A 13,778-nucleotide genomic window follows, 5' to 3' on the forward strand; every position below is an offset into this window, starting at 1 on the left:
ATTTGTTTTAAAAATTATAATAATTTCTGTAAATATTAAAAAAATAATGAACATGGACATAATAATAGTTTTTATATATTGTTGAAATTGACCGGTATGTCCAGCAAAACTGGGAAATGGTTTCTTTACGCATTGGTTGGATCCTCTTTCTGGGGATTCTCGGGCACGGCCTCATCTGCATTATTCATAAGGTATCATTTCAGCGCCATATTATTGTCATCTCTACGCATGTTAATAGGTGGCATTTTTATTATAATAATATTCAGGGCAGGGATACCAAGGAAGGATGTAAAAAATTTTCTGGTATTTACCTTCGCCGGTCTTATGCCCGTACAGATTTCATATATTGAAACAATAAAATATACAAATGCAGCAACAGCAACGCTTATACAGTACCTTTTTCTGCCAATTATTTTCATTTATGAAATTTTTAAAAAAATTATTCGGGTTGATAGATATATAATTGATATATAATTATTTCGACGGCCTTTGCAATATTTGGTTTAATTGAACTTATTTCTGGTTTTCCATTTAGCGATAAAAATATTTTAATTAATATTTACGGTATTATTTTTGGAATGATCTCAGCTGTAACTGCTGCAGCATACATAATAATGTCCGGTAATGTAATCTCAAAAAATGGTAGCAGCTCATCAATAGGCTATGCACTTTTAATTGGTGGAATAGTGACGCTTCCATTTTCATTAAATAAAATGTATTTGTTCGATTCGTATATAAAAGCGGAATTTATTGGGGTTATTTCACTTATTCTCTTTATTGGGATTATTGGCACTGCACTTTCTTTCTGGCTGGTAATTTCATCCAGGGAAAAAGTAAGCTCCACAAAAACATCCATTGCGGCCACAATGGAACCGTTTATGGCAGCCATTACGTCGTCAACGTTTTTAAATATTTTTTTAAAACCTGTTCAGTATCTTGGCTTCGCATTAATTATAGTATCGGTAATAATTTCGACGAAAAGCTGATTTAAATAAAGTTTAAAAATATATTACGAAAATACTTTAAATTTGAAGATAATTAGGTCGCATGGATACAAAATATGTTGAGGCAAGGGCATATCCAACAATAGGCATAATACTTCTGGGTGGCGTTTCAGATGAAATAAACAGACTGCCATTGCATACTACAGCCGGAATAGCCTATACAGGCCTAAATAATGAAATATATGTTAAAACTGATTTATATATATCAAAAAATAAAAAGGGAATCGTAAATGGCAAGGATATTGATGTGAATTCTGAAAGATCACCATTTAGGGTAATAGATAAGTACAAACATGAGATTTTAATGCGTGCCGGTGAGGATGATGATATGAATATATCATTTATATCAGAGAATGTTAATGTTCTCAGTGGGAGTTCGGATGCCGGCGCTGCGGCCATAGGTATATGCATAGAATCCATTTTTGAATACAATATAAACATATTTACATTCGAAAATGATCTGCAAAAAATATCAGAAAGTGCAGGCAGAAGCCTATATGGAGGATTAACAATTAATCATGCAAATGGAAAGGAATCACTCACAGACCATATTCTGGATGCAGATGCATTTGATGATTATGTTATTGTGGGATGCCACTTCAGTGATAATAGGCAACCGTCGGATGTTATACATAAAAATATAATTAAACATCCAGAATACCCGGAGAGGGTAAAAAATTCTGAAAAAAAGGCAAAGGAACTTGAGAAATTGGCTCAGGAAAGGGATATAAAAAAGATCTTTGAACTGGCAGAGAATGATACTAATGATTACCACAGACTTTTAAACGATGTTGGTGTCCATATTATAACAGGAGAAATGAAAAATTTCATTGAACGTGTAAAGGAGCTGAAGAATAACTTCTGGAACGCATATATAGTAACCGGTGGTACCAATGTATTTGTGGCTGTTGAAAAGAAAAATATGAATAAGGTGGCTGATGAGGCGAAAAACTTTAATGCAAACCCCGTGTTTCTAAAAGTTGCAGGTCCACCCGAGGTAATTTCAAGGAATTTTTGAAACACTAAAAATTAAATTAGAAAAATTTAAATCCCATCAATTACTTATAAAACTATGGCTAAGGATAACCAGAATGAAAATTTTCAGTCTGGGGCAGGTTTAATACGTTACTTTAATGAGGAGGAGATTAAGGGTCCAGCTCTTGATCCAAAGCTTATAATATACATAGCAATTGCCATGGCAGTTATAGTTGAGCTTGCAAGGGTATTCTGGCCCGTTTAAATTTGAATATTTTAAGCATTTAAATAGATATATTAATAGCAATGCAAAACTATTTTATATTTATAAATATTAACCCTTAGATGCCATATTCTATATTAAAATGCCCTGTTTGCGGCAGTGAGTATCAAATTGAAAGGAACAGCTATGTTTGTGATAGGTGCGGTAACATACTCGATGTTATCCAGAAGGATATTGCAAATTTTAAAAAAACATCAATGAAGGGTGTCTGGAGATATAAGGAAATTGTTCACCCTGTCCTTAATAATAATCAGATTATTACAAAAATGGAGGGTGATACAAATATTTATCACCATCCGAAATTATCCGAATACTCGGGAATTAAAAATATTTATATGAAACATGAGGGTGAAAATCCAACAGGTTCATTTAAGGATCGTGGTATGACAGTTGCAGTTTCTGAGGCAATAAGGCAGGGCTTTAAAAAAACATTATGCGCCTCAACAGGCAATACATCCGCATCTGCAGCAAGCTACAGTGCATATGCCGGAATAGACAGCTATGTGTTTATACCAAGCAAAAAGATATCAAAAAATAAGCTGCTTCAGGCATATTCATATGGGGCAAATATAGTAAATATAGATGGTGATTTTGATACCGCCATGTCAAACCTCCGGGAAACACTAAAAAAAAGATCTGATTTTTATGTTTTGAACTCCCTTAATCCATGGAGAATTGAGGGCCAGAAGACAATCATATATGAAATAATGGAAAAAATGAGGCCTGATTTTATATCATTTCCTGCAGGAAATCTTGGGAACACATCAGCATTTGGGAAGGCACTCATAGAAATGAGGGAAATGGGTATGATAGATTATGTTCCAAGGCTTATAGCGGTGCAGGCCGAGGGGGCAAGCCCGTTCTATAATTATATAAACAACCATGAGGAAACACTTCACCCCGTAAGGGCGGAAACGGTTGCAAGTGCCATAAAAATAGGAAATCCGGTGAATTATATTAAGGCAAAAAGGTCCATAGAATTCTCACATGGCATTGTTGAAAGGGTAAGCGATGCTGAAATACTTGAGGCAAAGAAAATTATAGACCGTGCGGGTATTGGCTGCGAATCAGCATCGGCAACATCACTTGCAGGTGTTAAAAAACTTCGGGAAAAGGGAGTTCTTGACGCATCAGATACTGTTGTGGGCATACTTACAGGGAATCTGCTTAAGGAATTAAATACGGACGTTCAAATTAACATGCTTACAATAGATCAGGTAATGTCCTGATCTTATTACCTTTTATGATATTTATGGCACGATGATACAAATCTTTCAGGAATTTTTTTATTTGACGGGAAGTAAAGGTGTGAATATCCTGCCAGAATATTTTCGGTATAAAAGCCATCCGGACCTGAACTGGTATTATAGGCATAATTATTTTCCACATTGTATTTTATTTTTGAATAGTGGAATTCATGACCCCGTATTTTATAACCCTTTTTAAAGAGTATGTTGTCCGATAATGATTCAACAGTGCGGTATCCAAGAACAAGTTTATCCATATAAATATCAGAGTCTATTATGCCGGCCATGAAATGCCTCTGATTATTATATTCTATTGACTTTGATAAATACATGTAGCCTCCACATTCTGCAAAAATTGGCATGCCATCATTACCAAGCTTTTTAATTTCCTTTAATACAGTTTTATTTTTTTCCAGATCGCTGGCATAAACCTCAGGGAATCCGCCGCCTATGTAAATACCATCCACGTCTGGGATATTTTCTGACTCCATGGGGCTAAAATATTTTATTTCTGCACCATAATGCTCAAGCAGTTTTAGATTTTCATCATAATAAAAATTAAACGCGCGGTCATATGCCACGCCTATGGAGACTTTAATATTTCTGTTCTTTCTTTCTTTTACATTATAATTACCTGAATGAGATTTTTTAGATATTGAAAGAACAGAATTTAAATCCACAGATTTTATAATTTCATTGCCAAGTGATTCCAGATAATCCTTATTCCTGTAACCCTCTATATATGGAATAAGCCCCAGATGCCTTGAACTTAAACTTAAATCATTATTTTTTTTAATACATCCAAGAACCTTTACATTTGATAATGACTCTATTGCCTTTTTAACAATTAAGCAGTGATAATCACTTCCCGCCCTGTTTAAGATTACCCCGGCTATCCTGAAACCCCTGGCCTGGGATTTAAGTCCGTTTATGATTGACGCTGCAGTTCTGGCCATTGATGATATATCTATAACAATAATAACAGGAATTTTTAGTATTGAAGCTATTTCGGCTGTGCTGCCACGTATTGAATTATAATCCTTGCCATCATAGAGCCCCATGACGCCCTCTATTATGGAAATATCATAACCCTGTGATTTCCTGAAAAAAATGTCCCTTACAATGGATCTTGATCCCATCCATGAATCCAGATTATCTGATGGATTTCCTGAAACAAATGACTGGTATCCGGAATCAATATAATCCGGGCCAATTTTAAATGCCTTTACGCTGTATCCCAGTTTTTTAAGTGCGTATATTAATCCCATTGAAACGGTTGTTTTACCAGACCCACTGGATGGTGCAGCCACAATAATGCTATTTATTTTCATATTCAAACACCGATATTACAGCATCCTTAAACTTTTCTGCACGTATAATCTCATTGCCATTATTTGATGCCGCCCTTGCGGCGGCATTGGCAACAGAATAGGCACCGGTATACTTATAAACTGTTTCAGACCTGTAGGAAGAATATTTATTTAATGTATTATTATCAAAGAAGAAAATTCTGGCATTAAGCCATTTTGCAATTTTTTTAATATCATCGTTATCTGACTTTATATCTATTGTTGCAATGGCATAAACCGATGAAATATAAAATCCTTTTTGCTTAAAAACAAATTTAATATGGTCCTTAAGTGAATTAAAATTTGCATACGTTGAGAAGCCTATTCCTATTACAAGAACTTTTGGAACCATAACGACAAAATTTGTGCTTTTCTCCTTAATATATGTGATTATAATCCCGTAATTTTTCCCCCCAGACCCAGAAATGTTTATATGGATGCCTGTTCTGTTTATTAGCCTAAAACCGCCATTATTTATTATTTCAGAGGTTACATATTTAATTCTTGATTTATTCATTATTTTCATTCCGTATTTATATGCAATAACCTCCGGAGACATTACACCGGAAATCTCTGATGCTGTTGTAATTACTGCCTCACCTCCAAGCAGGCCGGAAACATATAATGCAAGGTCATTTGCGCCGCGATGTCCGGATATCATGCTGATTGAAAATTTTCCATTATCATCCACAGATATGATTCTTGGATCGTTAAACTTACTCCTTAAAAATGGCGCAATAATTCTTATGGCAGCACCAAGTGCCATAACCATAATAATGCAATCATAATTATTGAATATGGATTTTATTTCCTTTTTAATATCATCATAACAATGAAAATCCCCAGGATATTTTAACCTGCATGGAACATAAACGTTAGCATGCATGTGATTATTAATTATATCTGCAACCCTAATACCGCTTATTGATGCACATACAATAGCCGTTTTACTGCAATCCACATGCGATTATTAATATCTGGTTAATATGCATTTTTATTGACCTGATAAAAAAATATATAAGTAACTCTTGCTATAAATATTCATGTATAACAACATAGATTTGGTATCAGGCGATGTTTCCATAATTTATTTTAAACGTGAGGAAAAGCTTAATACCCTTACCTTGGACATGGTCAATGATATAAAAAATGCCATGGAGGAGGTAAAGGATACCGCAAGGTGTGTTATAATTGAGGGTAAAAGGAATTTTTCAGCTGGTGCAGATATAAAACAGTTCAGGGATTTAAACCCAATTGATGCATATTCCTTCCATAGAAAATTAAACGAACTTGCATTTTATTTTAGAGATTATAATGTTCCTGTTATATCTGTTTTAAATGGCTATGTGCTTGGTGGCGGCCTTGAACTTTCATTATCCACTGATATAAGGGTGTGCAGTAAAAATGCCCAGCTGGGCCAGCCTGAAATAAACATCGGTGTAAACGCAGGTGCCGGTGGCAATGTAATACTTCCCCATGTCATAGGCAGAAACCGGGCACTTTACATGATACTGACCGGAGAGAAAATAGATGCACAGACAGCTTATAATTTTGGCCTTGTTGACATTATATCAGATGATGCACACAATGAGGCGTTAAGGATTGCCAGCATGATTGCCAAAAAACCTATAGAAACTGTTATATTTGCAAAAAGGGCTGTAAATAAATCATTTATGAATTCAATTAACATTGACATGGATTACGAGGCATCATTATTTGGCCTCCTATTTTCGTCTGGAGAGACAAGAAAAAAAATTAATGAATTTTTCAATAAAAAATAATTACAATTTTAAAATCCCTGAATTAAGGGGTATGGCATAATTAATTAATATTGGAAACATTTATATATTATATATATATTTATTTTTTACCGGGGAGCCATTAAATTGGCTGAGAGGATTGGGATCGACCCGTGGAACCTGATCCGGTCAGAACCGGCGGAGGGAGATGGCTATGGTTGTGTATTTTAAAAAATGGTGGAATTTATGTTAACCCAGAAGCAGAAATACATGCTTCTTTCCAGCTCGTCTGGGTTAACATTTTGGGGGATTGTCGGCACATTAGGACCACTGGCAGCCTCAGGGTCAATCATTGGTGTTCTTCCAAAATCGCTTAAGGTATTCGTGCTTTTGATTGGGCCAATATTTGTTCCATTCGGCAACTTCTTAATGGGGATTCTGTCGGACATACTTGGAAGGAAAAAAATATTCATAATAACAATGGTACTATACAGTGCTGGAATAGTAATAATTTCATTAAGCTATACATTTATTCCACTTGCCATAGGTTTAATGATAGCCGAGTTTGGAGTTGGTGGTGAGGAAATACCTTCATTATCCCTTATATCTGAGGATTCCCCTGTATCACAACGTGCCAAATGGCTTACAATAATAGCTGATTTTGACAATATTGGAAGCGCATTAATTGCGGGTATGTTCCTGATAACCTCAAATACTTTATATGACAGGATTATTTTATTAAGCTCCGCAGCAGTCTTAATAATAATAATGGTTTTCGCAAGAATAAGGCTTCCAGAATCATATAAATGGCTTGAATCCCGTGGCATGGAAAGGGAATCCGAAATGCAGAAATCGGAGCTTTATATAGATACTGAAGGGATAAAACAGAAAAAACCATCCTACAGGTTAAGCTTTTTTGTTCTATTATCCATTGCAATATCCCAATATACCACATTTGGACTTATGGCGTATATTATTGGCCCATATGAATTCCCGGGGGCATACACCGATAACATGATTATTTTTGTTGCACTTGTTGGTGCCTCTGCAGCCGGATTTATAGCAGCACCACTGATTTCATCTGGAAGGAAATTTTTTACACTTTACTCATATTCTATTGGCTTTGCAAGCACAGTTTTAATATACATCCTTGTGCCATATCTTAGGAATTTATATGTATTCTTTCCGTTACTGTTCATAAATATGATGATGAGCGAGTTTGGATGGGCTTCCAGAACCACCCTTGAACCTGAATTATTTCCAACAAAAATGCGCGGAACCTTTATAGGCACGGTAAGGCTTGGCCCAATGATTGTTTATCCAATTCTTGTTTATGCCACAAGTTCCTTCAGCCTTTCACAGTTTATACTCCTGAATGTATTCCTCTGGGGTCTTGGTGCTGTAGGTGCGGCAACGTGGTATGTGCATGGCATAGAAACAAAGAATGTTGATATAAATTATTAACATAAATATTTTTTATTTACCATTTTTATAATAACAGGATTAAAACTGCACAAAAACAATATATAATCATAAATTATAACAGGTAAAATGGAAAACAAAAAAGAGAATTTCAGTGAATGGTACAATGAAATTATTGAGCTCGCCGGGCTTACCGATAAAAGGTATGAAATTAAGGGAATGAATATATGGATGCCCTATGGGCTAAAAATAATGCATTTAATTGATGATATCATTAGAAAATATTCAGATGAAAAAAAATTCCAGGAGGTAAGCTTTCCAGTACTTATATCCAGAAAGCAGCTTGAGGTTGAATTCGAGCATGTTAAGGGATTTGAAAATGAAATTTACTGGGTTACAAAGGGTGGTAAGGACACACTTGATGTGGATCTGGCCCTGAGACCAACCAGTGAATCCGCAATGTATACAATGTTTCCTTTATGGATAAGGTCACATACTGATTTGCCATTTAAAATTTATCAGATAGTTAGTGTTTACAGGTATGAAACAAAGCACACAAGGGCATTTATACGTGTCAGGGAAATACATTTTTATGAGGCACATACCGCGCATAAAGATTATAATGATGCTGAAAAACAGATGAATGAATATCTTGATATATGGAAAAAAATTGCATCAGAACTATGCCTTGAATATTCACTGGATGTAAGGCCTGAATGGGATAAATTTCCCGGTGCAAAATATTCAATAGCCTTTGATACGCCAATGCCGGGATACAGGTCCCTGCAGGTTGGCACAATTCACGAGTATGGCGAAAACTTTGCCAGAAATTACAATATTAAATATCTTGATGAGAATGGCGATCTTAAATATGTTTCACAGACAACATTCGGTCTCAGTGAAAGATTGCTTGCAGCAGTTATTGGAATTCACGGTGACGATAAGGGTTTAATACTTCCATACAGGATTGCACCTGTTCAGATAATTATAGTGCCAATTCCCGGTGAAATATATGATAAAATTCTTGAATACTCCAGAACAATAATGGATGACCTGAAGAATATGGGTTACAGGGTTGATATTGATGAACGCGATTATACACCTGGATACAAGTATAATGATTGGGAAATGAAGGGCGTTCCACTAAGAATTGAGATTGGCAGCAGGGAATATAATGAAAATATGATAACATTATCACTTAGAACACAGAAGAAGAAGATTAAGATATCAAGACAGAACCTTAGGGATGTTGAAAATTATCTTAAAACAGTAAATGATGATATTAAGAGTCATTCATTAAAATTTTTTAATGATAACATCCACATGGCAAAATCCATTGATGACATGAAAAATGAGTATATGGTTAGGGCCTACTGGTGCGGATCAAAAGAATGCTCTGATAAGATAGAGGCGCTTACAGAAAAGGCTGCACTTGGCAATATTTACAATGATAAAACATCAGGAAAATGCATAGTATGCGGAAGGGATGGAAAATTATCAATGTTTTCAAGGACATATTAGTATGAAAACAAAAATGGTATTTTTTGATATGGATGGTGTGATTACAAGGGAGAAGAGCAGCTGGCATTATGTGCATTCCAGGCTTGGTGTTGACAATTCCCAGAATTATAAAATGTACATGGATGGAAAAATTTCATATGATGAGTTCTTCGAGCTGGATATTAAAATGTGGATGGCAAAGTTTGGTAAAATTAAAAAATCGACCATAATAAACATACTTGATGAGATAAAAATAAGGAATTGCTTTGACAATGTAATGTCATCCTTAAGGAAGATGTCTGTAAAAACAGCAATAGTGTCCGGTGGAATTTCATGGCTTGCTGAAAAAATAGGGGCAAAATATGGAATTAATTATGTATATGCAAATGAAATACTAACTGATGATAATGGATATATAATCCCTGCCGGAAGGATTAGTGTAATCCCGGACAGAAAGGATATAGTTATAAATAAAATTATAAGGGCCAGTGGAATAGATAAAAAGGAAACTTTGTCAGTTGGTGATTCTGCCGGTGATTACTCAATGCTTGTCTCCACTGATAGATTTCTTTCAATTAATTCTGATGATAAAATATTAAATGAAAATGCCTTTGCTGTGATAAATAACCTTGGGGAATTATTAAATTATTTATAAAATTTTATTAAATTTTACGCAACACCCATTTCATTCATTGTTTCAAGTGTGAGCACCGTTATACCTGCTGCACCCCTGACAAGATTATCACCGAGTATTACCATGCGCAGGTTTTTATTTTTATATTCCAGCCTGCCAACATGTATTTCCATACCATTGCTTAGATCCATCTTATGCTGCGGCCTGTTTTCCTCATCATGTATAATAACAGGGTTTTTGGGTGCAGTGTAGAGATTTTTAAATTTTTTTAGTGGTGTGAAATTCCTTAATGAATTTTTAAAGTTTTCAATATCAATATCATCGTTAAATTCAATATTCATTATGCCCATATGCCCAACCTTAACAGGCACCCTAACAGATGTTACATACATGTTAAGTTCCCTGTTTATTATTTTATTATTGCTTACAAAGCCAAACATTTTTGATATTTCTGCAGGTATTTTTTCCTCCTCCCCATGTATATACGGTATTATATTATCATCTATGGACATATATGAAAGTCCTGTGAATCCGGCACCGCTGACTGCCTGAAGTGTCGACAGTGTAATTTTTTTGTAATCATGCCTTAAAACCTCAACCATGGGCATGGACATTATAGTGGATGTGCAGTTTGGGTTTTTCACAAATTTTGTATCCATTTTTTCAAGCAGTTCCAGATGCTGATAATTTAATTCAGGATTAATTAATGGTATGTTCTCTGCCATTCTAAATGGAGACGCATTTGATATTACATTAATTCCGTTTTTTATCAATTTTATCTCTATATCCTCTGCAACCTCAGGCGGGAGTGCTGATAAAACATAATCCACATTTTTATGGTCCTCCGGGTCTGTTGAAACCATTTTCATATCCCTGAACCTTTCTGGTATATCCCCGGGTTCAACCCATGCCACTGATTCTGAATATTTTTTTCCGATCTTTGATCTTGATGCCGAGAGGTTAACAACATCTATGTATGGGTGATTTTCAAGTATTCTTAACATTTTCTGACCAACAACACCGGTTGATCCAAGTATTGATACTTTTATTTTGTCCATAATGGAACCTCTGAAAGATATCTTTTATTTTTCTCAAGATCCTCATCCATTATTACTGATAATGATGTGTCGTCAAGGTGATATAAATGGGTTTTACCTATGGCATTTAATATCTGCGAGCTTGTGTCAACCTCAGAAAGGCCATGGCCTATGAATACCAGCATATTTTTATTCCCGTATGTACCTGTTAATGCTATGCATTTTATTGTTTTTATTTCATTATGTGTTATTACTGTTTTACCCTCCTCATAAAGGCTTTCTATTGTTATCTCTATATCTGAATCTATTGCAGGACTGAATGTTTTATAATTAAAATTTTTAACCCCCACATAGGACATTTTTATGGCCTCTTTAATTGATACCTCTGGCAATGTTCTTGCGTCGGGAAAGACCTTGGGGTCATATGTCATTATCCCTGGAACATCAGTTATTAATCTGACACTGCAATGTAGAAATCTGCCAAGCAATACAGCAGTGTAATCACTGCCACCCCGGCCAAGGGTTGTAACCTTTCCTGAAAGGGTTTTTCCGGTAAATCCAGGTACTATAGTTATTTTATGTTTAAACTCCATGTTTTTTAAATTTTCCTCCGTATATTTATAAAGACATGAGGCATCACCAAAATTATCATCTGTTACTATAAATGGCTCTATATAATAATCAACATCAAGGCCGTGGTGCTTTAGATATGAATATAATACCATAACGGCCATTTTTTCTCCGTATGACAGAATTAAATCACGGTTTTCAGGCGTATCAGGACGCAAGAGATTGTTAAGCACATCATTCTTAAATGCTAATAAATTGAAATATGAATCTTTATCATAGAAGTTATTCATAAGCTCCATATGCCTTGTAAAAATTGTGTCAATAATACCTGTGTTCCTTGTATTAATAGCTTCTATTAGATTATTCGTCACGTTCCGCATGGCGGAAGTGACAATAATGCATTTTTCACAGGCCTCTATTTTGTTTCTTATAAGGGCCAGATCCTCACTGCCCTTAAGTATTGAGCCACCAACTTTTACAACGTGCATATTATCACTTTCATAACTGTATATGCATGTAATATTTAATATTTAGGAAATACCTTTATATTCAAATGATTGTGAGTAATTATTTATTTAAAATTGTTAATTTTTAATCCAATAAAATGGCCTCCCAGGGGATGGTTTTAAAAAAATTATTGCCCCCCATTTAAATCCCTGTTTGAATTTAAAAATTCCCGGTACCTGCTGTACAATGTTAATGATTCGCCTATTATAAGTCCAAGTGTAAATGCCAGTATTAAATCGATAATAAATCCTGCAAGGATATTTAATGGATATAACAGGAAAAGAAATATTCTGGCAATAAATGATGCAAGCCAGAATGCCATTATTGCCTGCGACCTTTTATAATACAATCTGTTATTTCTATAAAAAAATTCAATGTTATCCCCAAGCCTCAGGCCAAATAGTATTCCTGGAAATATTAGGACAAGAACAAGAATTATGTAATCTAAATTTGAATAAATTCCCTCAAGTGAGAATAGAAGCAAAATTGCATAAATTAATGGTAGGGAAAAAATCCTTGATGCCCTGAATTTTCTGCCATTTAAACCGGAATACATTCTTCTTATGGCTATAAATAAGACGAATATTATAATTATTAAATATGATAGATTCATTTAAACACCTTAGAATATATTTTTATAAAAATATTATGATTTAAATATTGAATTAAAAAAAATATTAAAATTCTATTCTGCCATTATAAAATAATGGAAAGATGCTGGAAGGCTGTATATACATATCTAATTTTCGGCACTATTATGCTTTTAATATACGAGTATTCCCATATGTATGAACTTGCAATTATATATGAAATCATTTTTATATTTATATATATTTACCATTCATTAAATTATCTTGGTTCAAAAAACACAATTAAATTTATTTTTTTGGGTTACTTTACATCATTATTAATAGAAATAATAGGAGTTAATTCGGGTTATCCCTTTGGAAGATACTATTATACATCATTGCTTGGGCCCAGGATATATGGAGTTCCATATGCAATACCTCTTTTTTGGGTTTCAATTATTTATTTTGCAGGAATTGCAGGTAATTTTAGACTGTATTCGGTACCATTTTTAATGGTTATATTGGACCTATCATTCGATCCACGGTTTTCACTGCATTTATGGCACTGGATAAAACCCGGCATATATTTTGGCGTTCCCTTATCAAATTTTGCCGGATGGTTTGCTGCCTCATTAATAATTATGGCGGTTATTGGAATTTTCATAAAATTTAATAAATACAGGATAAGCATCAATGGCATGTTATTTTATGTATTATTTGGATATTTTCAGGCTCTTGAGGATGCAGTATCTGGGCTTTTAAAGCTGGCAGTAGTATCAACAATTATGTTCACCATAATTTTAATAATATTCTTAATTATACAGTTCTCTGTAAATAAAAAAATATTGATGCCTCAAAAGATGTAATTTTTATACTATACATTTCATGTAAATAATTTAAGGTTTTTGTTCGAATAATATAAGGTTTATTTATTATATTAAT

General features: G+C 34.3%; 15 protein-coding genes and 1 riboswitch. Of the genes, 10 read left to right on the forward strand and 5 right to left on the reverse strand.

Annotated elements, in window-relative coordinates; all coding sequences use genetic code 11:
* Window positions 1-96: 96 nt before the first annotated feature.
* The 5 genes from AOG54_RS04450 (at window position 97) to thrC (ending at window position 3,491) form a co-directional block, all read left to right on the forward strand.
* Complete coding sequence (locus tag AOG54_RS04450) at window positions 97-474, forward strand: EamA family transporter (RefSeq protein WP_055032481.1); 378 nt, start codon at window positions 97-99, stop codon at window positions 472-474.
* Window positions 475-569: 95 nt separating this feature from the next.
* Window positions 570-986 (forward strand): EamA family transporter, encoded by a 417-nt coding sequence (locus tag AOG54_RS04455; protein ID WP_269082289.1) that lies wholly within the window; start codon window positions 570-572, stop codon window positions 984-986.
* Window positions 987-1,047: 61 nt separating this feature from the next.
* Window positions 1,048-2,022: a mevalonate-3-kinase gene (locus tag AOG54_RS04460; RefSeq protein ID WP_048101139.1), complete on the forward strand. Its 975-nt coding sequence runs from the start codon at window positions 1,048-1,050 to the stop codon at window positions 2,020-2,022.
* A gap of 54 nt (window positions 2,023-2,076) precedes the next feature.
* Entirely contained in the window at window positions 2,077-2,244 is a 168-nt protein-coding gene (locus AOG54_RS04465) for a preprotein translocase subunit Sec61beta (protein WP_048101138.1), read from the forward strand.
* Window positions 2,245-2,324: 80 nt separating this feature from the next.
* Window positions 2,325-3,491: a threonine synthase gene (thrC, locus tag AOG54_RS04470; RefSeq protein WP_055032482.1), complete on the forward strand. Its 1,167-nt coding sequence runs from the start codon at window positions 2,325-2,327 to the stop codon at window positions 3,489-3,491.
* A 5-nt stretch (window positions 3,492-3,496) separates the two neighbouring features.
* Here the strand turns inward: thrC and AOG54_RS04475 are convergent, their stop codons facing one another.
* Complete coding sequence (locus AOG54_RS04475) at window positions 3,497-4,840, reverse strand: cobyrinate a,c-diamide synthase (RefSeq protein ID WP_048101136.1); 1,344 nt, start codon at window positions 4,838-4,840, stop codon at window positions 3,497-3,499.
* Window positions 4,827-5,819 carry a cobalt-precorrin 5A hydrolase gene (locus AOG54_RS04480; protein WP_048101135.1) on the reverse strand — a complete coding sequence of 331 codons (993 nt, stop codon included), beginning with the start codon at window positions 5,817-5,819 and terminating at the stop codon, window positions 4,827-4,829. Before AOG54_RS04480 ends, AOG54_RS04475 begins: the two co-directional genes overlap by 14 nt.
* An 82-nt stretch (window positions 5,820-5,901) precedes the next feature.
* On the opposite strand from AOG54_RS04480, the gene AOG54_RS04485 reads away from it, so the two are divergent.
* From AOG54_RS04485 to AOG54_RS04500, 4 genes are all read left to right on the forward strand, one after another.
* Window positions 5,902-6,639, forward strand: a complete 738-nt coding sequence (locus AOG54_RS04485; protein WP_048101134.1) for an enoyl-CoA hydratase/isomerase family protein — start codon at window positions 5,902-5,904, stop codon at window positions 6,637-6,639.
* Window positions 6,640-6,719: 80 nt separating this feature from the next.
* A riboswitch (TPP riboswitch) is annotated at window positions 6,720-6,821 on the forward strand.
* A gap of 22 nt (window positions 6,822-6,843) precedes the next feature.
* Window positions 6,844-8,061, forward strand: coding sequence for an MFS transporter (locus AOG54_RS04490; protein ID WP_048101360.1), 1,218 nt, complete (start codon window positions 6,844-6,846; stop codon window positions 8,059-8,061).
* Between the two features lie 87 nt (window positions 8,062-8,148).
* A complete protein-coding gene (gene proS, locus AOG54_RS04495) occupies window positions 8,149-9,540 on the forward strand; it encodes a proline--tRNA ligase (RefSeq protein WP_048101133.1) in 1,392 nt (463 codons plus the stop codon).
* A 1-nt stretch (window position 9,541) separates the two neighbouring features.
* On the forward strand, window positions 9,542-10,174 hold the full coding sequence (locus AOG54_RS04500; RefSeq protein ID WP_052656684.1) for an HAD-IB family phosphatase: 633 nt from the start codon (window positions 9,542-9,544) through the stop codon (window positions 10,172-10,174).
* Window positions 10,175-10,188: 14 nt separating this feature from the next.
* Here the strand turns inward: AOG54_RS04500 and asd are convergent, their stop codons facing one another.
* From asd to AOG54_RS04515, 3 genes are all read right to left on the reverse strand, one after another.
* The gene (asd, locus tag AOG54_RS04505; protein ID WP_048101132.1) at window positions 10,189-11,214 is read right to left on the reverse strand and encodes an aspartate-semialdehyde dehydrogenase; all 1,026 of its coding nucleotides are present in this window, start codon (window positions 11,212-11,214) and stop codon (window positions 10,189-10,191) included.
* Window positions 11,199-12,248 carry an amino acid kinase family protein gene (locus tag AOG54_RS04510; RefSeq protein WP_055032483.1) on the reverse strand — a complete coding sequence of 350 codons (1,050 nt, stop codon included), beginning with the start codon at window positions 12,246-12,248 and terminating at the stop codon, window positions 11,199-11,201. The genes asd and AOG54_RS04510 overlap by 16 nt, the downstream gene beginning before the upstream one ends.
* Before the next feature lie 146 nt (window positions 12,249-12,394).
* Window positions 12,395-12,880: a hypothetical protein gene (locus AOG54_RS04515; RefSeq protein WP_055032484.1), complete on the reverse strand. Its 486-nt coding sequence runs from the start codon at window positions 12,878-12,880 to the stop codon at window positions 12,395-12,397.
* Window positions 12,881-12,973: 93 nt separating this feature from the next.
* On the opposite strand from AOG54_RS04515, the gene AOG54_RS04520 reads away from it, so the two are divergent.
* Window positions 12,974-13,702 (forward strand): carotenoid biosynthesis protein, encoded by a 729-nt coding sequence (locus AOG54_RS04520; RefSeq protein ID WP_055032485.1) that lies wholly within the window; start codon window positions 12,974-12,976, stop codon window positions 13,700-13,702.
* Window positions 13,703-13,778: the final 76 nt, after the last annotated feature.

It is taken from the genome of Acidiplasma aeolicum, assembly GCF_001402945.1.
Taxonomy (GTDB): domain Archaea; phylum Thermoplasmatota; class Thermoplasmata; order Thermoplasmatales; family Thermoplasmataceae; genus Acidiplasma; species Acidiplasma aeolicum.

Excerpts from the sequence above, each read along its gene's own strand:
- AOG54_RS04450 (WP_055032481.1), top strand. The coding sequence starts at position 97 with ATGTCCAGCAAAACTGGGAAATGGTTTCTTTACGCATTGGTTGGATCC.
- AOG54_RS04460 (WP_048101139.1), top strand. The coding sequence starts at position 1,048 with ATGGATACAAAATATGTTGAGGCAAGGGCATATCCAACAATAGGCATA.
- AOG54_RS04465 (WP_048101138.1), top strand. The coding sequence starts at position 2,077 with ATGGCTAAGGATAACCAGAATGAAAATTTTCAGTCTGGGGCAGGTTTA.
- thrC (WP_055032482.1), top strand. The coding sequence starts at position 2,325 with ATGCCATATTCTATATTAAAATGCCCTGTTTGCGGCAGTGAGTATCAA.
- AOG54_RS04475 (WP_048101136.1), bottom strand. The coding sequence starts at position 4,840 with ATGAAAATAAATAGCATTATTGTGGCTGCACCATCCAGTGGGTCTGGT.
- AOG54_RS04485 (WP_048101134.1), top strand. The coding sequence starts at position 5,902 with ATGTATAACAACATAGATTTGGTATCAGGCGATGTTTCCATAATTTAT.
- AOG54_RS04490 (WP_048101360.1), top strand. The coding sequence starts at position 6,844 with ATGTTAACCCAGAAGCAGAAATACATGCTTCTTTCCAGCTCGTCTGGG.
- proS (WP_048101133.1), top strand. The coding sequence starts at position 8,149 with ATGGAAAACAAAAAAGAGAATTTCAGTGAATGGTACAATGAAATTATT.
- AOG54_RS04500 (WP_052656684.1), top strand. The coding sequence starts at position 9,542 with ATGAAAACAAAAATGGTATTTTTTGATATGGATGGTGTGATTACAAGG.
- AOG54_RS04510 (WP_055032483.1), bottom strand. The coding sequence starts at position 12,248 with ATGCACGTTGTAAAAGTTGGTGGCTCAATACTTAAGGGCAGTGAGGAT.
- AOG54_RS04515 (WP_055032484.1), bottom strand. The coding sequence starts at position 12,880 with ATGAATCTATCATATTTAATAATTATAATATTCGTCTTATTTATAGCC.
- AOG54_RS04520 (WP_055032485.1), top strand. The coding sequence starts at position 12,974 with ATGGAAAGATGCTGGAAGGCTGTATATACATATCTAATTTTCGGCACT.